The sequence below is a fragment of the Undibacterium sp. Di24W genome (assembly GCF_049340325.1).
Taxonomy (GTDB): Bacteria; Pseudomonadota; Gammaproteobacteria; order Burkholderiales; family Burkholderiaceae_D; genus Undibacterium.
The window spans coordinates 342,930-363,525 of sequence record NZ_JBMPOP010000003.1 but is presented as its reverse complement, the minus strand read 5'-3'; the positions used below and the strand labels follow the sequence as shown (position 1 = coordinate 363,525).

The window sequence follows — 20,596 nt, the reverse complement described above, 5'->3', positions numbered from 1 at the left end:
CTTGGCCCAAAGTCAAACCTGCGGTAGTCATAATGCATGCTTACTCAAACAATCTGCCATGATCTTCACCGCCTCCGCCATACGTGGACCGGGGCGCACCAAGATATCGGATTCTGCTGGAGTAAAAACACATATACGCTTTTCACGAATGGCACGAATCGCTTGCCAGCCCGGACGTGTCTCCATAGAAGCAAAGCCTCGTTGCCCTACCATGATCACGTCAGGATTTGCCCTGACGATAAATTCCGGATTCAATTTTGGAAACGGCCCTAAGGAGGCAGGCACGATATTTCCCGCGCCCAGCCTTTGTAGTATCTCGCCGATAAAACTACTTTCCCCCGCGGCATATGGCGCATTACTGACTTCAAAATACACTCGTAACTTTTTTACGGCAGGTGGCAAGGTACGCGCAGTGGTTTCCATTTGATGATCGATCTCACGCCATACTTTGTCGGCGTCTTTAACTTCTAATAATTGTCCTATCTTACCCAAGATGCGACGCACATCGGCATGTGTCTTAGGCTCTAGCGCTACAATCTTAATGCCCAATCCTTGCAAACGTTCGGCCACTCGCGACGAAGTCGCCATCAATACCACATCGGGTTTTAATGCCACGATCGCTTCAAGATTAGGATCTAAACCGCCCCCCACCTGCTGCAATTTCGTTACGCTCTCTGGAAAATTCGAATAGCGATCCACACCCACCAAGCGCTGACAATGTCCCAAGGCACAAACCGTTTCGGTCAAGGACGGCAAAATACTGACGATACGTTGCGGTGATTTGGCAAATTGAACCTTATGTCCGCGATCATCTTCAATCTCTATACTCTGAGCATAAGAATTAGCGTTACAAAAAGCAAACAGCAAAAAGATCAGACACAATTTCAATAATTGCAATGGTTGACCAAAAATATTTTTCATAAAGGCGCTTTCAAAGTCAATGGCAAACCCGCTGCCATCAAGGTGACACGCTGGCAAGCGCCAGCCAACAATTGATTTAAACGACCCAAGGCGTCAACAAATTCTCGTACATCACGTCCCATAGGAATCACACCCAAGCCGATTTCATTAGTCACAAACACCACAGGCCCCTGCGCTTGAGCAATAGCGGTGAGGCAATCGGCTATTTCTTCTTCCAACAACTTAGAATCAGGACTTCCCTGATCAGCGGGCATCATCCAGTTCGTCAACCACAAGCTCATACAGTCCACGACAATTAAAGTATTCGGCTGGCTATGCGCGTGCAAACATCGCGCCAATTGCAAGGGCTCTTCAATCGTCCGCATGCGCGGGACTCGAGCCGCACGATCCGATTGATGTCGCGCGATTCGTTGCTGCATCTCGTCGTCCCATGCCGTAGCCGTCGCAATCATCACCGCCGCATTGGAATCGTTTTGCGTGAGCCATGCTGCAGTAATGGTTTCGGCTCGAGCAGATTTGCCGCTTCGTTGTCCGCCGATCAATAACTCGCTAGCAGCGATAGTTAAATTACTTGTGCTCATTGAGATTCACCGATATTTAAGCTTTCATTAAAACTGACCTGCTAAAAAATACTTTTTCACCAGGTCGGTTTAGATCAATTTCAATTGATGGAAATTGATCACTAATTACGCCAGGACAAAGAAACGAACAGATTACGCCCCGGTGTCGAGTAAGTATTTGCCAACGCATACTGCTTATCCAGAATATTATTTGCGCGCATCAACAGAGAAAAATCCTGAGTAATTTTCCAATTTGCGCCTAGGTTCACCAGCGCATAGCCACCTAACTTGTCACGACCATTAAAGCTCAAATTACTGTCTTCGCGATCACTCGACAATTTAAGCTCACTAAAAATTGCGACGTCTTGTAATTGATGATGAACGCGGAAATTCAACGTATTCCGAGCGATACGTACTAAACGTAAATTATTTGGCTTGGTACGAGGATCAGCATAGTCATATGAAGCACTATATTGAGTCGCGCCATCTTGCCATGCCGCGCTCAGGGTCGTTCCTCGCAAAGTGGCTAAAGCACTTTGCACATTGGTCGATGGATTGATGAATCCTTGCACCTCATTCTGATAAACGATGCCAGAGAAAGACCGAACGCCCTCTTGGTATTTCACGCCCACTTCATTCGAGCGATTACGTTGCGGCGTCAGCGCTGTATTACCAAAACCGGGGAAATACAATTGATTAAATGACGGCGCCTGAAAGCTCGTACCCGCATTCGCAATGACACGCCAAGCTGGCAATATTTTGTAAGCACCCGACAAAGACCAATTATTGAAGGAGCCAAATTGAGAGTTATGATCATTGCGCACCACTGCTAATGCATCCCAATCGCCACGTTGTAAACCGTAGGAAAGCACAGCCGCACGCAAATCGCGTTGCTTGACGCTATAGCTGGTCGTACTATCGACCTCTTCTTTCCGCTGATCGATGGTGAACGATAATTGATCCTCGCCAATACTCACATCATTTTGCCAACTGGCTTGTTGACGTTGCGTATTAAATCTAGACATACCGGCAAACGCATGATCGCTGATACGGAAATAGTCTGAGACTGATTTGTCATCACTCTGTCCGATGACGACAGACGATTTCCATTGCGGTAACCATTGTGCTCGCCACTGTGCATTCACACTATTTAAATTAGCGTGACTCCAGGCATCACTGGTCGCTTTACTCAATTTAAGAGGATTGGGTGACGGCAAAGAGTCAAACTGGTAGTCGGTTTTGCTATGTAAGACACTCAGAGTCAGTTGATGTTCTTTTGAAAGCTTGCTATTCAATTTCCCGCTAAAACTAGTGGATTTAAAACCGTCGGCATCGACATTAAAACCTGAGGCATTTGGATTCACGATGACTGAGAAACCATCGGCACGCTCTGTCGCTACCGCGAAGCTATAACCTACGCCAGCAGCATTGCCGCTGATCGTCGCCTTAGCTTGTTTTTGTCCATCGCTACCCGCACCAATACTAGCGCTGATTTTTTGGCGCGCTTCAGGCTCGCGGGTAAATATCTGGATCACACCACCCACCGCATCCGGGCCATATAAAGCCGACGCCGCACCGCGCAAAATTTCGATACGTTCTATATGCTCTAAGGGAATATTCTCTATAGACGCACCACCCGACGTCGCGGAGCCTATGCGCACACCATCAATTAACACGATAACTTGAGAACTCGATGCCCCACGCAAAAATACGCCTGTGGAAGAACGATAGCCCCCACTACGCGCCATTTGAATGCCAGCTTGCTGACTTAAAACATCGATGAGCGAACCTTGTCCGGCCAATTCAATTTCAGCACGATTAATCACACTAACATCGGCAATCACATCACTCAACTTGGTCGGCATGCGATTCGCTGTCACGACCACCGCCGGCAGAGATGGGTCAGTCGATGTATCAGCGTGACTCGCGGTGCTTACCATAGAGAATAAAGACAAAAGCGGGAAGCCCGCCAACAAAGGTAAACGGCGGGTATTTTTGCAAAAGAACTGGTTTTTCATATGAAGCAGCTAAAGAATGAAAAAGCCTCAAAGTACAATTTCTCAGTCAACAATCCGCAGCAAAACATCGCATCAAAGTAGGTAAGAAAAATCTTACGAACAAGACACGCAGCCAAGGAAAAAGTACCACGCAAAAGCGCAGCGACTCATTGATAACCAAAAAATAATTTGAGATTTTTCGACACGCTCACACTGCCATCCCCGACAGTGCATAAGCATAAAATGCAGCACGCAAGCGCACTACTACCTTGTTGGCCGGTATCCGGGCTGGCGGAAACTACCTTTGTCGCCTTCCCAATCACTTGTTCAAGGTAATCAGTGGCTATGTGACAAAAGCGGAGCCTTAGAGGCTCGTCCGTTTGACCGTTGCGGGGGCAGCGCAGGTTGGTATTTTTACCCTGTATTTACGCTATGCGCAAATAGAGAAAATTTACTTCCTGCTTCCCGTTGAACTGCTGCATGTGAACCATACAGCGAGCACCAACACGATTATTTTACCAGCATCACTTGGCGCTTGTATATGAAAATTCTGTAAGTACAAGTTCTCTTGACTCGCGGCAAGTGTAAGTTGCGAAAAGCAATTTGATACTTCATCGACGAAAAATACCGCTTAAAACTGAAACTTTTATGGAGAAAATAGACCTCACAAAAATCTATATCAACACAAAAAAATGCGCCAACCTCGAACAAGGTTTGGCGCATTCGCGACCCAATATCGGTTGGTTAGTTTGACTTACTGACTCAAACGTTTAGCCAAGTCATACAAAAATTTCTGTCCTTCATATAGTGACTTCACCGGCAAACGCTCGTTCAAACCATGCGCATTGCTGCCATCTGGATAATGAAATATGCCGCTGACTCCATAAGTCCATATACCGGCATTGTTCAAGAAGCGTCCATCCGTACCTCCTGGCGACATCGTTGGCACTACCGGTATTCCCGGCCACATTTGATTCGTTAAATCCGTCACGGCTTTCATTAACTCAGGATGCAGCGGTTGTGCTGGCGATACTGTCGCGGTTCCTACTGGTGTGATTTTAATATCGGCATCGGCCATCACCGTTTGCAATGTGGCTTGTGTCTGCTCCACCGTTTCACCCGGCAAAATACGGCAATTCACATTCGCTTGCGCGCGTTGTGGCAAGGCATTCGCGGCGTGTCCGGCATTCACCATGGTGGCAACACATGTCGTGCGCAAACTAGCATTATAAAAAGGTGTTGTGGCACTCAAACGCGCCAGAGCATCGGCATCGACAGGATCACGCAAAATGCCTTTCATATCCGCCGACAATTGTCCCGTCTCAAGCGTCGACATGGTTTCAAAGAAACCACGCGTAGTCGGCGTCAAACGGAAAGCAAAATCAAATTTACCCAAGCGCGACAAGCCATCCGACAATTTGTAGATCGCATTATCTTTGCGCGGCACTGAGCTATGCCCACCGCTGTTAGTGACTTCTAAACTAAAAGTTTGAAAAATCTTTTCGCCGGCTTGTATGCCGTGGCGCACTGGCTTACCTGACTTATCCAAAGAACCGCCACCACCTTCATTCAAGGCAATTTCAGCATCAATCAAAGCGCGGTGATTTTTGAGTAAATACTCAACGCCATTATATTTCGCCGGCACCAGTTCTTCGTCACACGTTAAGGCCAAAATTAAATCCCGATTAGTCTTTAATTGCTCTTGTTTGTAGCGAATCATATTCGCGACAAAAATTGCCGCCATTGGTTTGTCATCAGAAGCGCCGCGTGCATAAAAGAATCCGTTCTCTTCTACCAGTTTAAAAGGATCGCGCACCCAGTCTTCACGTTTTGCCTCCACCACATCGATATGCGCCAACAAAAGCAAAGGCTTTTTCGTTGCTGGGCCGTTTGCTTTCAAACGTGCGATTAAATTACCTTTTTTAGGGCCACCTGGTGGCACGATGATTTGCATTTCGGCGTCACTAAAACCACCTTTTTTTAAACGTGCTGCCATTGCCTTCGATGCTGCCGTGCAGCTGCCGACCGAATCCGTCGTATTAATTTCCACTAACTCTTGATAGATAGAGCGCAATTGCTTTTGTTCTGTAGTTAATGAAGCTGGCGAGGATTGCGCTGATGCTTGCGACGTTGCAATTAAAACCATCGCCGAAGCAATGGAACTAGCGAGCAAAGAGAATTTTGGGCGAAACGACATGGTATAGCCTTCCTAATGTGTTTACGATGATGAAAAGTACAGAAAAATTAGAGTCAAAATCGATACTCTAGTTCCCTCTGACCTTCATTATCTACCAACTTTAGTCACATAAAATACGCCGTTCTAGAAACCCACAAAAAAGCGTCAATAGAATTGGCTTCTCTTGACGCTTTCTTAGCTTGTATAGATGAACCTCTATGTGCAGTTTACTTAAAAATTCATACGGTAGCCAATGCAGATTGCGCCGATTGCATAATCTCTTTACGGAATTGGAAATGCATCCAAACTAAGGAAACGCACACCGTGCCATATAACAGCATGAAGCAAGAGCTACGCACGCCAGTCAAATCAACCATCGCACCAAACATAATCGGTAACACAAAGCCGCCCAAGCCACCCGCTAACCCAACTACCCCCGATACCGCGCCAATGTTATGCGTGTACTCATCAGATATAAATTTGAACACCGAGGCTTTTCCCACTGCCATCGCAACGCCGACTACGAATAAGATGGAGGTGAAGATAACTGGCGTCAAAGCAATATTAAAAGTTTGCGGTCCACTGACTGTTTTAATAATGAATTCAGTCTGCGGATAAGACAGCAAAAAGAAGGCAACCCAGCACACCCACATCACCCACCACGTCACTTTGTAGGCACCATATTTGTCCGACAACCAACCGCCGAAGGCGCGCAACACACCACCCGGCAAAGAAAAACAGGCAGCCAACAAAGCAGCATCTTTCATATCGAAATTGTATTCAGTGACGTAGTATTTCACCATCCACAAACTCAAACCCACGTAACCACCAAACACCACGGAATAGTACTGGCAATAACGCCACACTTTGGGATCTTTCAACATCTTTAATTGAGCGGAAAAACTCGCGGTAGATTTCACGTTATGACTTGGGTCTGTGGAAGAGAATGTCCAGAAAATCAAGGCGGCCGCTAACATCATCACAGCATACACTTTGGGTACCATCACCCAACCAGCGGAGGCAATAATCGCAGGCGCGATAAATTTGTTCACCGCAGCACCGGAGTTACCTGCACCAAAAATGCCCATCGCCAAACCCTGGCGGTCTTTCTTAAACCAGCGTGCGACATACGGTGTACCGACCGAGAAAGAGCCACCTGCCAGACCGACGAATAGGCCTAAGACCAAAAAATGCCAATAAGCCGTCGCGTAGCTGATCAAATAAATGGGAAGAACGGTACTGATCATCAATAAGAACAAAACAATACGACCACCAAAACGGTCAGTCCAAATCCCAAGCGGCACGCGGATCAACGAACCAGTTAACACTGGCATCGCAGTCAGCAAACCAAACTGGGTTTCATTCAAGCCCAAGGTCTTTTTAATCGGAATCCCGATCACACCAAACATCATCCAGATCGTAAAACAGATGGTGAAAGCCAAGGTACTGGCGCCCAGTACCGAATTTGCTTTCCCAGAACTATTTACCTGCGTAGTCATTATTTACTCCCTTAACTTTTATCAGTGCTCTCAGCTTAGGGGTATTCCATAAAATGATAAATTCGTCTGAAGTAGGCACAAGACTAGCTAAATTAGACTAGGGATACGCCAAAAGAACTAGGCTAGTAATTTGAGACACGTGCTAAGAGTGTTAAACTGTCGTCTGTAAAACATCTCTTCATAAGAAAACAACAATGAATCAAAATCTCAGCATCGACGAATATGATGCACTGGAACAAATTACCAAGTTACCGAGAGGCGCTCGCCCGAGTGCGTGCATTTCGCGTAATTCCAAGCGTTTAGTCGGGATCAAATTAATTGCGCATAAGCGTGATGGTAGTTTTGAATTAACCGACACTGGCAAACAAGTTTTATTTATCAAACAATGTATTGATGGATTGCGTGCTATTGCAGCTAATCCCGAATTCATTTTAAGTGGTCCAGTCGCGACTTTCTTGGGTAAAAAAGCGCATATTGAAGTGGATGCCGCCAGCGGTAAAAATATTATCACTGCACGTGGACTAGAATGCTTGGCAGATATTGAAGCGACCAACGCATCAACCAAAAAATATTAAGAATTAATCTTACTATTTTTATTTTTTAAGTTGCGACGGCGTCGACCAGATAGGTAAGCGCCAAGCAAAGCTAAACCAGAAACGCCCGCCATCGTACTGTCACCAAAACGAATATAAGGCGTCAACCCCTGCATGCCCTGCACTTGTCCTGCCAGCGTTCCCAAAGTCAAGGTTGGTAGCTGAGAGACAACCTCGCCCCTCGAATTAATGATTGCGGTTGCGCCGGTATTGGTAGAACGTAGCATAGGACGTCCAGTCTCCAAACTACGCATTTGCGAGATTTGCAGATGTTGAGGAATCGCGATTGAGTCTCCGTACCAAGCCAAATTCGATACATTCAATAAAATACTGGCAGCACCTTGAGGCGTGCGCGCTTGAGCCCGCAATTGCTGAGCAATTTCATCACCAAACAAATCTTCATAGCAGATATTTGGCATCACGCGCTGATCCTTGACCTGCATATTCGGCTGCAAAACACCCGGGCTGGCGAATTCGCCCAAAGGGATCTTCATCATGTTTACAAACCAGCGGAAGCCATACGGCACAAATTCGCCGAATGGTACCAAATGGTGTTTATCGTAACGGTATACATTCGCCGCTTTTGCTGAATAGCCCAGGACACTATTGGAATAACGATTATCACCATCATCGACCGCGACGCCAATGAACAAATTGCTTCCCGAACTTTGGGCATAACGGCGCAAGTCAGACAAATAATCTTGCGGCAATTGCGAGCTTAAAATCGGTAACGCGGTTTCAGGAACCGCGATCAAATCCGCCGCTTGCTGCGTCACCATGCCATGATAGAGCGACAAGGTGCTATCAATAAATTCTGAATTGAATTTATTGCCTTGATCAATATTCCCTTGCGCCAGACGCACGCTGATAGGCTGACCTTGGGCCTCGGTCCACGTCAATTGACGTAAACCAAAACCCGCCACCAATACGGCCGCTATCAGACCAATTCCGAACACTTGTTGTTGACGCTGTTCCGAAGACAAGCTCAGAGCTATCGCGCCAGCAATGAATGCCACGACGCCACTCAAGCCATAGACACCGAGCACAGGCGCAAGCCCTGCCAAGGGACTGGCAACATGGGCATAACCTAATGTCAGCCAAGGAAAACCAGTCATCAGGTAACCACGCAGGTATTCGAACAATGCCCATAGCGCAGGCAAAACAGCCAGTAGCAACACGGCATTTGATAGACGCCAGCGTTGACGAAGGCTGCGCGCTAGCAACAAAGTAAAGGCAGAAAATAGCGACATATAAGACGCCAACAGGCCGAGTGCGATCAACGCTAATGGCCAAGCCATTCCTCCGTAACGGGTCATCGCGATCACAAGCCAACTGACACCGCCAAACATCATCCCGAACGCATAACTAAAGCCCAGCAAAAATACCTGCTTCTTATTCCATTCTGAATGTGCAACAAAAATCAAAAACAAAGCAGCCAAGCTAAAAAATTGCAGAGGCCAAACAAAAAAAGGCGCGAATGAAAAGACATTCGACGCCCCTAACAACACTGCCACGAGACTGGCTCGTGGCAAAGAACTATTTTGCAACCAAGAATTTAAAACCAGCATGCCCGATTAATCTTCCGAGCTATAGACAGCACTGCGTTTTTCCACCAAGATCATTTGCACCTGACGTGCATCAGCACGCAAGACTTCAAAATGCAATTGACCAATTTCAAACTCATCCCCTTTATGTGGCACGCGCTCTAAATGATTTGTGATATAGCCGCCCAAGGTATCCGCGTTTGCATCCGAAAAATCAGTACCAATGACGTCATTAAATTGTGCAATCTCTGTTAAACCCTTGATGCGCCAGCGCTTACCATTCCCTTGATTTTCCAGAACAATAATATTGTCTTCTTCCTCATCGAAATCGTATTCATCTTCGATGTCGCCAACGATTTGCTCTAACACGTCTTCAATCGTGATTAGACCTGCAACTGCGCCATATTCGTCGACCACCATCGCCATATGATTGCGATTGGCACGAAAATCACGCAGCAAAATGTTCAGACGTTTGGACTCAGGAATATACACGACAGGACGCAACATCTGATGCACATCAAAGCTGTCTTCAGCGTAGTAACGCAGCAGATCCTTAGCAAGCAAAATACCCACGACTTTATCGCGATCACCATCGACTGCTGGAAAACGCGAGTGGGCGGTTTCCAGCACTTCTGGCATCCATTCAGCAATCGGCTTGGACACGTCGACGACGTCCATTTGCGAACGCGGCACCATGATGTCACGGGCGGATAAATCGGAGACTTGGAAAACCCCTTCGATCATGGCCAAAGCATCAGCATCGATCAAATTACGTTCTTGCGCGTCGTGCAAGACTTCTAACAGCTCTTCGCGGTTTTCGGGTTCGGGAGAAATTAAGGCGGTCAATCGTTCAAACAATGACCTATGTGGTTTAAGGTCAGATGGCCTGACCTTACTAGAATGCTCTTGCATAATGGGCTTAACGCCGTTGTTTCAATCCTACAGGATACAACATCTGGGCGATTTTCCCAAATTTTGACTCTATTTTCTCAGGAAAACCACGAGCAGATTATCGATTGAGCCTGCGGCAATCTCTGGCACAAAAAAAATTTAAGTAAAAAAGACTAATAATTCAAGCGCTTATCGTGACTACCTCACCTAGAATGAAGAATTCATCAGTGAACCTACGGCATGAACTTCTCTCAATTACATGCACAACTTAGTGCCGCAGAACTCGGCGTCCCCTTATTTTATGGACTTGTGAATGCGATCTGCCTTTTTTTATACGCTTGGGATAAGGCCGCAGCGCGCCGGCATAGTCAACGCATCAGCGAACGACAATTGCTCGTCTGGACCCTACTCTCAGGTGGCATCATTGCGCTCTTGGCACAACAAAGTTTTCGACACAAGACTCAGAAACCTGTTTTCCGATGGGTCGCAATCATAGCTTGCCTGCTACATCTGCTGCTATGGATCTATATCATTTCTCCAGGATGAGCTTCAATAACGCAACAGAGTCACGCTTGGCACCCGATCTTTAGACAAAGTGACGATGACTAGGCGATCAAATTCATCATCAGCGACAGGCGCCATATTATCGATACCTAATCCCTTCAGCACTGTATTAATCGTATTCGAATGCCCTACGACCAAGGTGTTTTTTTTTGAGTCCCGAAGCTGCGCCCCAAGTGCCAATGATTCTTTAGCTGAATAAGGTGTTAAAGGCAATTGACGCAAATCTGCCAATGGTTTTCCTGTTGCTTGTGTGCGCTGAAATTCCGTCACATACACTTGTCCGATGTCGGCATCGCGCAGCACCCGAGACAAATCCTGTGCCCGTTTCTGACCTTGTGTACTTAGCAGTGGATCACGACTTTCATCGACCTTCTCTGCATGTCGCACAAGCACTATGGTCTGAAATGCCCATGCGGAGGAGCTCAACAAACCCACTGACAAACTCAATATGGTGATAATCTTTTTCATGCTCTTGTTTCCTCACTTTGTTCGGCTAAGGCGTTATCAATCTCTTCTGAATCATGAAAACGTGAATAATGGATTTCTTGAATATCTTGCTTTTCTTTGCTCGTCGTCACCGCCTGATTTTCGAAGATATCAACATACCGGTGATTCCAACGTATCAATTCACAGGGATAGTAATGGCGCGCACGCTGATTTTGATTCGTGGTTTCGTCGATGCCATCGACACTCAATATCAATGCGGCCTGGCGTTCCAGTAAGACCGTGGGGCTGATCCCAAACAAGGGACTATGCTCATCGATCACATGAAAAATCGTCCAACCCAAGATAAAAATCGGATGCTGGTCGCGTTCTAGCTTGAGATCGTAGATACGTCTAAATTTGCCGTTAGTCGGTGATTCTTCATTCCAGATCAGGCGCAATTTTGCTGCAGCCTCACTGATGACATTCATACGTGCATTGGCCATACGTATCATCAAGAGATTTTTCCCCTCAGACACATGACTGACTGGATGCTCAGCAAACACAATACTTGAACGTGGTCTAGAGAAACGGGCGAATATCAAACCCGTGATGAGCGCCAGCCCCGACATGCCTATAAAAATTTCGAATGTCGACACCCAATGCCCATAAGCGGTTTGCGGATGCATATCACCGTAGCCAACTGTCGCCAAAGTCTCAACACTAAAAAAGAAAGCGCCTAGGAAGCCTTGCGGATACAAATTCCCGATTGCATTGTCACCTGCTAAATATAGACCAGCGAACACGACATTCATGACCACAAACAAGACTGCAAAAGCCAAGAAGAAAACCGGCCAGCTAGAAGTCATTGCGTAATAGTAAATATCCTGCCAAAAGTGCGTACGCATGCCGTAGGTAATCACCTTTCGCCCACTCATTTGAATAATGCGTTTATGTTCTTTGGGAGAGTTTTTGCTCATATAGGGGTCGGTGTTTAGTAGAAGACTAAATAACAATTGTACTGGAGTGACACTGATATTGCAGTCTAAAACGACGCGCAGAAAAAATTGGCAACAGAAATGACAATAAAATGAATTTCAATTTATTTTTATCGATATTCGATAATTTTTGACTGCATTTCAATTCGATCTTAATTAACATAACAAAATACAAAACATCAAAGGAGCTGACTATGACTTCAGAACGCAATCAGCGTATCGCCGCATTTCGTAAAGTTAGTGGGTATTTGCTTTGGGTCTCGATGCCGCTTTTGTTAATCACTAGTCTATGTGGGCTTAGCGGTTTCATTTACATCTCGTCGATTCAAACTGGGGAGGTCGACATCCACCAATCAATTATCTATTTTACCGACCATGGCCTCCTCGAATTTAAGGAGTTCGCTAAGCAAGGATTAAGCCTCGGTAGCAAAATTTTTTTCGCATTAGTATTTTTCTCGTTATTTATACCAATCGTTTACATTCTCTTCCACGTACAAAGGCTTATTCAATGTTTTTACAATGGTGACATATTCAATGCACGAGCACTTTCTCATGCCAGAAAAGCCTACAAACTCAATTTATATTGGGGCCTAGCTTGGTTAGCAAGTTCATTTATCATACTTGTATACTGCATCCTAACTACAAACGAAAACTACGATCGTGGATTCAACTGGATATGGGATTCAATTGCCTTTCTCATAGAACTGGGCTTCCTCAGTCTCATCCTCTGGGCCTTAGAAATCGGCACCAATCTCAACGAAGAAGCCGAACTCACCATCTAAGGAAACCCATGCCTATCATTGTGAACTTAGATGTGGTGTTGGCGCAGCGTAAGATGCGCCTGAACACCTTGGCGGAATTAGTCGATATTACGCCGCAAAATTTATCGGTGCTCAAATCTGGGCGTGCGAAGGCGATACGCTTTGACACGCTGGAAAAAATTTGTCATGTATTGCAATGCCAGCCAGGAGAAATTCTGGCTTTTGATGGAAAGCTATCCGAGGATAGTAGTGCGGAATAAAGCTGCTTGAGAATGAATAGCCTCATCTAAATAGCCTCATCTATTCGGTATTGAGATGAGGCTATGGTTTATTCTTGATAAGGATTTGCCAATCCTAAACCAGCCAAAATCTCAATTTCCAAAGCTTCCATTTCTTCCGCTTCTTCATCAGTTTCGTGATCGTAGCCTTGCGCGTGCAAAACGCCATGTACAACCAAATGCTGGGCGTGTTCGAGCACGGTTTTCTTTTGTTCTTTGGCTTCTTTTTCAAGCACATCGGTACACAAAATGATATCAGCTTGCGTGACTTCCGCATCGCTGTCTTCGGTGTAAGCAAAGGTCAATACATTGGTCGCGTAATCTTTGCCGCGATAATCACGATTGAGTTCTTGTCCTTCTTCCGCATCAACGATGCGCAGGGTTAATTCTGCGGGGAAGAATAATGCCGCTTGTATGGTTTTGCGCAGCAAGGGACGTGTCATTACGTCTTTCAAACGCTCATCGGCGTATTGCACGGACAGTGTTAATTTAGGTTTGGAACTAGTTGCCATAATTATTTACATTATCTACGTCGAGGTTTGTTCATCGCGGTTGCATGTTTCAAGCTGACGATCTCGGCGTCTTGCTGATCTTGATGTTGGGTCGCTTCTTCGTAAGCATCGACAATACGACCAACCAAAGGATGTCGCACCACGTCAACACTGGTAAATTGATTGAAAGCGATGCCACGCACATTGCGTAAAACTTGACAGGCATCGACCAGACCACTCTTCTGATGACGTTGCAAATCTATCTGAGTCACGTCACCTGTTATCACCGCTTTGCTGCCAAAGCCTATACGAGTTAAGAACATTTTCATTTGCTCAGGCGTGGTGTTTTGCGCTTCGTCCAGAATGATGAACGAGTGATTCAAGGTGCGGCCCCGCATGTAAGCCAACGGTGCGATTTCAATCACCTGCTTTTCAAACATTTTTTGGGTGCGATCAAATCCTAACAAATCGTACAAAGCGTCGTATAAAGGACGTAAATAAGGGTCGACCTTTTGCGCCAAATCACCTGGCAAGAAACCTAAACGCTCACCGGCCTCCACCGCTGGACGCGTCAATACAATACGCTTGACCGCATCACGTTCCAGCGCATCAACTGCACAAGCGACAGCCAAGTAAGTTTTACCAGTACCCGCTGGTCCTATGCCGAAACTAATGTCATGTTCGAGGATAGATTTGATATAGGCATTTTGATGCGGGGTACGCCCACGTAAATCGCTGCGTCGAGTCTTGAGAATGGGGCTTTCAATCGTCTCTTCGACTTCGACAGGGGCGACTTCTTTGATCTTGGCTTTTGCTGTACTGGACGCCGCTGATTTGGTGCTGCGACGTTTCACGGTCGAAGTTTCTTCGGTAATAGCTTCCGGTTCAAAGGCGGTCTCTGCGGTCTTTTTCAAGCTGGTCGCGGCACGTTGTTCAACTAAAGCTAGTTGCACTTCATCGATGGTGATGATCTTTTTCGCCAGGGTATAAAACTTTTCGAGTAACTCCAAGCCTTTTTCAGCATTGTGTCCGCTCACGATAAACTTCTCACCGCGACGGAAGATACTAAGATCCAAAGCTGCAGAAATTTGTCGAAGATTTTCATCCAAAGGCCCGCACAAATGCGCAAGCCGCAGATTATCTAAGGGCTGAGGAACAAAATATAAAACGGGGACAGGCGTTTTCGTTTTCAAAATTTTCTATTTTCTTAAAATGAAGATCTTATTTTGAGATTTCTCTTGATGGCTTATAAAACAATTTTTACTAATCAAACTTCGGTATCAAATAGCATTCTGTTGCGGGTTGCACCCGCCCTAGTTTTATTCCTAAGCAAAATTAATCGACCAATTCACCACGCAATGAATAATTATAGGACTCAGTAACGCGCGTGTTCACCAACGTACCAATCAATTCTTTACTGCCCGCAAAATTCACAACACGATTATTCTCGGTACGGCCTTGCAATTCATTAGGGTCTTTCACCGACGGGCCTTCGACCAAAATACGTTGTATCGTGCCTATCATCGCATTGCTATATTTTTTCGTATTCGCATCAATCACAGCCTGCAAAAATTGCAGGCGTTTGAGCTTTAGCGGCGCAGGTGTAGTGTCTTCCAAACTCGCCGCTGGTGTACCTGGACGAGCACTGAAGATAAAACTGAAACTATTATCAAACTCCACATCGTTAATCAGCTTCATTAGCGCATCAAAATCTTCATCCGTTTCACCAGGGAAGCCGACGATAAAGTCGGAGGAGATATGCATATTCGGACGTACAGCGCGCAATTTGCGCACAACTGATTTGTATTCCAATGAAGTATAACCGCGCTTCATGGCTGCCAACACGCGATCAGATCCGTGCTGCGCCGGCAAATACACGTGATCGACTAATTTAGGGATCTTGGCGTAAGCATCGATCAAACGCTGATTAAATTCTTTAGGATGGCTAGTCACGAAACGGATACGTTCAATTTGCGGAAACTCAGCAATGTATTCTAATAACAAAGCGAAGTCAGCAATCTCACCATCCTCCATCAGACCGCGATAGGCATTAACGTTTTGACCTAACAAACTAATTTCTTTGATGCCCTGCTCTGCCAAACCGGCCACTTCGACCAAGACATCATTGAATGGACGTGAAACCTCTTCACCACGTGTGTAAGGCACTACGCAATAACTGCAATACTTAGAACAGCCTTCCATGATCGATACAAAAGCGGTTGAACCTTCGACTTTCGCTGGCGGTAAATGGTCAAATTTTTCAATTTCAGGGAAACTGATGTCGACTTGTGACCGGCCAGAATCACGGCGATCTTTAATCAACTGCGGCAAACGATGCAAAGTTTGCGGTCCAAAGACGACGTCAACATAAGGAGCGCGACGGATGATGGCTTCACCTTCTTGCGATGCGACACAGCCGCCGACACCGATCAGCAAATCGGGTTTAGATTTTTTCAGTTCACGCAGACGACCGAGATCGGAAAACACTTTCTCCGACGCCTTCTCACGCACACTACAGGTGTTGAGCAAAATCACATCGGCATCTTCCGGATTGTCGGTCTTAATCATGCCATCAGTTGCCGCTAACACGTCTTGCATTTTGTCCGAGTCATACTCGTTCATTTGGCAACCAAAGGTCTTGATGAATACTTTCTTCTGCATAGCGCTCTTATCTTCTGTGGAATCTGGGGGCAACATTACTTCTTCATTTCAAAATACAAATTAATCAATTAAACCGACCTAAGATCAAGTCAATCAAAGACGCTTAGGAATAGGCTTGCTAGCTTCTTCTGCGGTTAGTATCCACACTTTCTGGATCTCGCCAAACTCGTTTTCCTGATAATAAATAATGACATTTCTAACATCAACACTGGCTGGCGTGACAGTGAGATTGTCTTCACTATAGATGCGAATACCGACTGCGCTTTGTCGTAACTTACCGTCAATCACCAATTCGGCTAAAGCTGTCGTGCTCAATTTGCCGCGCTTAATCCCTTCGGGGAACATACGTTCTACTTGCATCGCATTCGCGCTAAAGCTCAGGCTGAGAGAGGCTAAAAGCCCAGTTAAAACGAGAAAGCGTAATTTTTTACTATTAAACATGGCAAACTCTCGATTAAATATTCTTAAAAATCAATTAGTTACAAAACAAATTGACTAGCAATAAGGGCGACAGTTTAACACAGCCAAGTACTTTCTTCGCATGCACCGATATACGTGGATTGGGAATATCATGCATTGAGGAAAAATCTGGGATAATGATGGAAAATGTTTTTGGAAAACCAATGCTAACGCCAGCCAGCACCTCACTCCCACCTGATTTTGATAGTCAACACTTCCGCCACGCGCTATCGCAATTTGCCACTGGCATTACGGTAATTACGACGCGCATGCCTAATGGTAAGTTTTTAGGCTTGACTGCGAGTTCGTTTAACTCTGTCTCACTTGACCCGCCCTTGGTAATCTGGAGTCTCGGTGATCGCGCACAAAGCATGCCAATATTTGCGCAAAATTCTCATTATGTGATCAATGTCTTGGCCGCTGAACAGCGCCATCTGGCAGAACAATTCGCCAGTCGTGTTGAAGATCGTTTTGAGGGTGTCGAATTCACATTGTCTCGTACCGGCTTACCGATATTGAAAGGCGCGTCGGCGTGGTTTGAATGCTTTAATCGCAGTCGCTACCCTGAAGGTGACCACGTGATCTTCGTCGGCGAAGTCGAGCAATGTGCGGCAAACAATCAAGCGCCTTTAGTATTTCATCACGGTCAATTCTGGACTAGCAAAGCGCTTTAACCTATTTTATGACTCAATTTATAACTCCATTAGACTTGGTCGGCTATATTGCAGCCTTTCTAACCACTAGCGCCTTCATTCCACAAGCCTGGCTAACCTGGCGTCGCAAGCGCGCTGAAGGCGTTTCACTTGGCATGTATTGCATAATGGTCACGGGCACGATTGGCTGGCTGATTTATGGCCTGATGCTGAGTGCCTGGCCGATTATTGTGGCCAATGTTATTTCACTCTCTTTATCTGCATTCATTTTGGCAATGAAGCTCATTTATAAGTAAAGAACTGCCTGTCGATATTTGCTACAAATAGCGTACAAATAGGCTTGGATAAATCACCCTATCAGAAACGTACAACCCACACTTAAATCCGTACGACCGAAAAATTCATACTCGGCAATTACCCCGAGTCAGTCAAGGTCTGATACATTCTTATTGGTATCGAAGCTAAAACATGCCTAACTTTAAGTCGTCGGGAGCAGCCAGGCGCTTTCGACCTTGACTACCATCTTTCAAAGATAACCATCATGCCCCTTGGATACGCGCCAAAATCAAAGAGCAAACTCGATATTTTGATCGCCGATGATGATTTCTTTATGCAAAGAATGCTCGTTATCCATCTGGAATCGATGGGTCATAATTGCACCACGGTGGATGATGGGAAAGCCACTTTAGTTGCGTTAAAAAGACAAAAATTTGATCTACTTTTTCTTGACGTCGTAATGCCCGAGATGGACGGTCTAGAAGCACTGATCGCAATCAGAAAAAATGAAACTCACACGACCTCTCGTTTACCTATCATCATGGTAAGTGGTCATTCAGAACCAGAAGACATACGCAAACTCAAAGCACTGGGCGCCGATGCCTGCATCGCTAAACCTGTTAAAAAAGAACAAATACAAGCTGAAATTTCACGATTTTTTACATAATAGGCGAATAAAAAGTTGTTTTAAAACATCTCCTTAGAATATATTACTCCTAAGAAATTCTATTTCAAAAAAAAAAAATGCCTTTGCTGTATATTGATACTCAATGATGTTGGCTACCCTATTTTAAAATTCTTTGAAGGCTTGGATACTATGAGTAAGATTGTTCGTGTAAGCCCTGCTATGAAGGAATTTCTAGCAGCGCCAAAATCAGCTGAGATGGATGCGAGTGATTTTTATACCAACCCCATTTGGCGTCTAGGGGTGAGCATCATGGCGAAAATGAAATTTCGCACGAAAGCGGCATTAATACTATTGCTTCTTGCCCTACCACTCAGCACCGTAAGCTGGTATTTTTACTCCGATCAAATAACGCAGATTTCATTTGCTAAAAAAGAACGAATTGGCATTGCCTATAATCGAGAAATTTTTCCCGTCATGGATCTCGCGCAACAATTTAGGCGCGATTCATTGGCAGCCAGTGTTGACCCTAGCGCTGCCAGTGCTGCGACTGCCACTAAAGAGAAGTTGCAAGCGGCGCTGACCAAGCTCGAAGCAACGCATCAACAATTAGGGGGAGTACTTGGTGTAGACAAAGACTACGCGGCCACAAGATCGGCTTTTGAAAAAACCAATAATGCGACTGGTGCTCCCGATATCTTTCAAGTTCACAGCGACTTCATCGCCTCTCTGATCACGCTAATGACAAACGTGGCGGATAATTCAAACCTCACATTAGATCCAGAAGTCGATTCCTACTACCTAATGGATGCCGCTTTTCTTAGATTGCCGGATATTTTGGAGTATTCCGGTAAGCTACGCGGTACGGGTAATGCCGTTTTGAAGTCGGGTGAAATAAGCCCAGCACAACAAAAATCCTTAAATAAATGGATTCCGGTCGCCGAATTTCAGTTTCGCAATTTGAACGATAGCCTGACCAAGGCGTCTGTCGGTAGCTCAAATCTGAAATCCAAACTAAACTTTAACGAGGTAGTTAAGGAAGGCAATGAATTTTATGATTTTGCGCTAAAAAACGTCATTGATACCCAGGTATTTGGCGCCGAAACACAAAGTAAATTTATCACATTGGCCAATACTACGATTAAAGATCTCTATCTCCTGACCTCACGCGTCATACAGGAATTAGATCAGACGATAGAACAAAGAATTAAAGCATCAGAACGTCATCTATACCTGATCAGCGCATTAATCCTTGTTAGCGTGCTGTTAGCACTGTATTTCTTTTATTCTTTCTTTTTAGTGGTCGACGGTGGTTTTAAACTCATGCGCGTGCACCTTGGCGAAGTGGCACAAGGCGATTTGCGCAACATCCCGGGCAAGCCTTTCGGCAGCGACGAAACCGCAGAAGTCCTGCACGATCTACAGCAGACCTACAATGCACTGCACGAATTAATAAGGACGGTCAGACATTCAGCGCGCGCTTTGCATGCGACCAGTGCAGAAATTGCTACCGCCAGCCTGGATTTATCAGCACGCACCGAAGCGGCTGCAGCCTCGCTGGAGGAACAAGCTGCCGCAATGGAAGAGATCGGTGCCACCGTCGGGCAGTCTGCAGACAAAGCAGCATTGGCAGCAAAATTCGCCGGTGAAAATGCGCAAGTGGCAGAGAGTGGTGGCAAGATCATTCATTCGGTAGTGCAAACCATGGAAAACATTCACAACTCCTCACACAAGATTAGCGACATTATCGGGGTGATTGACGGTATCGCTTTTCAAACCAATATTCTTGCCTTGAATGCCGCCGTAGAAGCAGCTCGTGCAGGCGAATCAGGCCGAGGTTTTGCAGTTGTAGCGAGTGAAGTCAGAACTCTGGCACATAGGAGTGCCGATGCTGCAAGAGAAATTAAAGATCTTATCTCAGCCAGCGTTGGTCAAATTGCGAGTGGCTCGGCGGTGGTACAACAAGCAGGCGTCACCATGAATACCATGGTCACCAATGCGAAACAAATTAGTATGTTTTTAAGTGACATCTCGGTCGGAGCGAGAGAACAGGCTACTGGTGTGGCACAAGTCGGCATCTCGATTAGCGAACTAGATGAAAACACCCAATCCAATGCGGCACTAGTCGAGGAAACTAGCGCAGCATCAGGGGCGTTAACACAACAAGCAGAGGTCTTACAGGAAGAAATCGCTCATTTCCGCGTGGTTTAGCTTGCAAAAATAAAG

At 45.7% G+C, this 20,596-nt stretch carries 21 protein-coding genes and 1 riboswitch; of the genes, 8 read left to right on the top strand and 13 right to left on the bottom strand.

Going from position 1 to position 20,596, the window contains the following annotated elements; all coding sequences use genetic code 11:
- Window positions 1–27: 27 nt before the first annotated feature.
- The 5 genes from ACO0KZ_RS07875 to ACO0KZ_RS07855 form a co-directional block, all read right to left on the bottom strand.
- Complete coding sequence (locus ACO0KZ_RS07875) at window positions 28–921, bottom strand: ABC transporter substrate-binding protein (RefSeq protein WP_422994456.1); 894 nt, start codon at window positions 919–921, stop codon at window positions 28–30.
- Window positions 918–1,502: a bifunctional adenosylcobinamide kinase/adenosylcobinamide-phosphate guanylyltransferase gene (cobU, locus tag ACO0KZ_RS07870; protein ID WP_422994454.1), complete on the bottom strand. Its 585-nt coding sequence runs from the start codon at window positions 1,500–1,502 to the stop codon at window positions 918–920. The genes ACO0KZ_RS07875 and cobU overlap by 4 nt, the downstream gene beginning before the upstream one ends.
- A 101-nt stretch (window positions 1,503–1,603) precedes the next feature.
- Window positions 1,604–3,499, bottom strand: a complete 1,896-nt coding sequence (locus ACO0KZ_RS07865; protein ID WP_422994452.1) for a TonB-dependent receptor domain-containing protein — start codon at window positions 3,497–3,499, stop codon at window positions 1,604–1,606.
- Between the two features lie 236 nt (window positions 3,500–3,735).
- Window positions 3,736–3,999, bottom strand: a riboswitch (cobalamin riboswitch).
- A 233-nt stretch (window positions 4,000–4,232) separates the two neighbouring features.
- Window positions 4,233–5,675, bottom strand: coding sequence for a M20/M25/M40 family metallo-hydrolase (locus ACO0KZ_RS07860; protein WP_422994450.1), 1,443 nt, complete (start codon window positions 5,673–5,675; stop codon window positions 4,233–4,235).
- Window positions 5,676–5,893: 218 nt separating this feature from the next.
- Window positions 5,894–7,153, bottom strand: a complete 1,260-nt coding sequence (locus tag ACO0KZ_RS07855; RefSeq protein ID WP_422994448.1) for an MFS transporter — start codon at window positions 7,151–7,153, stop codon at window positions 5,894–5,896.
- A 194-nt stretch (window positions 7,154–7,347) separates the two neighbouring features.
- Here ACO0KZ_RS07855 and ACO0KZ_RS07850 point away from each other — a divergent pair, with 194 nt between their 5' ends.
- A complete protein-coding gene (locus ACO0KZ_RS07850) occupies window positions 7,348–7,728 on the top strand; it encodes a hypothetical protein (protein WP_422994446.1) in 381 nt (126 codons plus the stop codon).
- On the opposite strand, the gene lnt is transcribed toward ACO0KZ_RS07850, so the two are convergent.
- Window positions 7,725–9,314 (bottom strand): apolipoprotein N-acyltransferase, encoded by a 1,590-nt coding sequence (gene lnt / locus ACO0KZ_RS07845; protein WP_422994444.1) that lies wholly within the window; start codon window positions 9,312–9,314, stop codon window positions 7,725–7,727. The genes ACO0KZ_RS07850 and lnt overlap by 4 nt on opposite strands.
- 6 nt (window positions 9,315–9,320) lie before the next feature.
- A complete protein-coding gene (locus ACO0KZ_RS07840; RefSeq protein ID WP_422994442.1) occupies window positions 9,321–10,202 on the bottom strand; it encodes an HlyC/CorC family transporter in 882 nt (293 codons plus the stop codon).
- Window positions 10,203–10,421: 219 nt separating this feature from the next.
- Here ACO0KZ_RS07840 and ACO0KZ_RS07835 point away from each other — a divergent pair, with 219 nt between their 5' ends.
- On the top strand, window positions 10,422–10,727 hold the full coding sequence (locus tag ACO0KZ_RS07835) for a DUF1294 domain-containing protein (protein WP_422994440.1): 306 nt from the start codon (window positions 10,422–10,424) through the stop codon (window positions 10,725–10,727).
- Between the two features lie 3 nt (window positions 10,728–10,730).
- Here the strand turns inward: ACO0KZ_RS07835 and ACO0KZ_RS07830 are convergent, their stop codons facing one another.
- A complete protein-coding gene (locus tag ACO0KZ_RS07830; RefSeq protein ID WP_422994438.1) occupies window positions 10,731–11,213 on the bottom strand; it encodes a histidine phosphatase family protein in 483 nt (160 codons plus the stop codon).
- Window positions 11,210–12,148, bottom strand: coding sequence for an ion channel (locus ACO0KZ_RS07825; protein ID WP_422994436.1), 939 nt, complete (start codon window positions 12,146–12,148; stop codon window positions 11,210–11,212). Before ACO0KZ_RS07825 ends, ACO0KZ_RS07830 begins: the two co-directional genes overlap by 4 nt.
- Window positions 12,149–12,360: 212 nt before the next feature.
- On the opposite strand from ACO0KZ_RS07825, the gene ACO0KZ_RS07820 reads away from it, so the two are divergent.
- Both ACO0KZ_RS07820 and ACO0KZ_RS07815 read left to right on the top strand, forming a co-directional pair.
- Window positions 12,361–12,948, top strand: a complete 588-nt coding sequence (locus tag ACO0KZ_RS07820) for a hypothetical protein (protein ID WP_422994434.1) — start codon at window positions 12,361–12,363, stop codon at window positions 12,946–12,948.
- 8 nt (window positions 12,949–12,956) lie between these two features.
- Entirely contained in the window at window positions 12,957–13,187 is a 231-nt protein-coding gene (locus ACO0KZ_RS07815) for a helix-turn-helix domain-containing protein (protein WP_422994432.1), read from the top strand.
- Between the two features lie 68 nt (window positions 13,188–13,255).
- On the opposite strand, the gene ybeY is transcribed toward ACO0KZ_RS07815, so the two are convergent.
- The 4 genes from ybeY to ACO0KZ_RS07795 all read right to left on the bottom strand — a co-directional run bounded on the left by ybeY (window position 13,256) and on the right by ACO0KZ_RS07795 (window position 16,798).
- Window positions 13,256–13,717 (bottom strand): rRNA maturation RNase YbeY, encoded by a 462-nt coding sequence (gene ybeY, locus ACO0KZ_RS07810; protein WP_422994430.1) that lies wholly within the window; start codon window positions 13,715–13,717, stop codon window positions 13,256–13,258.
- An 11-nt stretch (window positions 13,718–13,728) separates the two neighbouring features.
- A complete protein-coding gene (locus ACO0KZ_RS07805) occupies window positions 13,729–14,889 on the bottom strand; it encodes a PhoH family protein (protein WP_422994428.1) in 1,161 nt (386 codons plus the stop codon).
- Between the two features lie 142 nt (window positions 14,890–15,031).
- Window positions 15,032–16,357 (bottom strand): tRNA (N6-isopentenyl adenosine(37)-C2)-methylthiotransferase MiaB, encoded by a 1,326-nt coding sequence (miaB, locus tag ACO0KZ_RS07800; RefSeq protein WP_422994864.1) that lies wholly within the window; start codon window positions 16,355–16,357, stop codon window positions 15,032–15,034.
- A gap of 93 nt (window positions 16,358–16,450) precedes the next feature.
- Window positions 16,451–16,798, bottom strand: coding sequence for a hypothetical protein (locus ACO0KZ_RS07795; RefSeq protein ID WP_422994426.1), 348 nt, complete (start codon window positions 16,796–16,798; stop codon window positions 16,451–16,453).
- Between the two features lie 182 nt (window positions 16,799–16,980).
- Between ACO0KZ_RS07795 and ACO0KZ_RS07790 the strand changes: the two genes are divergently transcribed.
- The 4 genes from ACO0KZ_RS07790 to ACO0KZ_RS07775 all read left to right on the top strand — a co-directional run bounded on the left by ACO0KZ_RS07790 (window position 16,981) and on the right by ACO0KZ_RS07775 (window position 20,581).
- Window positions 16,981–17,490: a flavin reductase family protein gene (locus tag ACO0KZ_RS07790; protein WP_422994424.1), complete on the top strand. Its 510-nt coding sequence runs from the start codon at window positions 16,981–16,983 to the stop codon at window positions 17,488–17,490.
- 8 nt (window positions 17,491–17,498) lie between these two features.
- Window positions 17,499–17,765, top strand: coding sequence for a SemiSWEET family sugar transporter (locus ACO0KZ_RS07785; protein WP_422994422.1), 267 nt, complete (start codon window positions 17,499–17,501; stop codon window positions 17,763–17,765).
- Window positions 17,766–18,010: 245 nt separating this feature from the next.
- The gene (locus ACO0KZ_RS07780; RefSeq protein WP_422994420.1) at window positions 18,011–18,412 is read left to right on the top strand and encodes a response regulator; all 402 of its coding nucleotides are present in this window, start codon (window positions 18,011–18,013) and stop codon (window positions 18,410–18,412) included.
- A 150-nt stretch (window positions 18,413–18,562) separates the two neighbouring features.
- On the top strand, window positions 18,563–20,581 hold the full coding sequence (locus tag ACO0KZ_RS07775; protein ID WP_422994418.1) for a methyl-accepting chemotaxis protein: 2,019 nt from the start codon (window positions 18,563–18,565) through the stop codon (window positions 20,579–20,581).
- Window positions 20,582–20,596 lie beyond the last annotated feature (15 nt).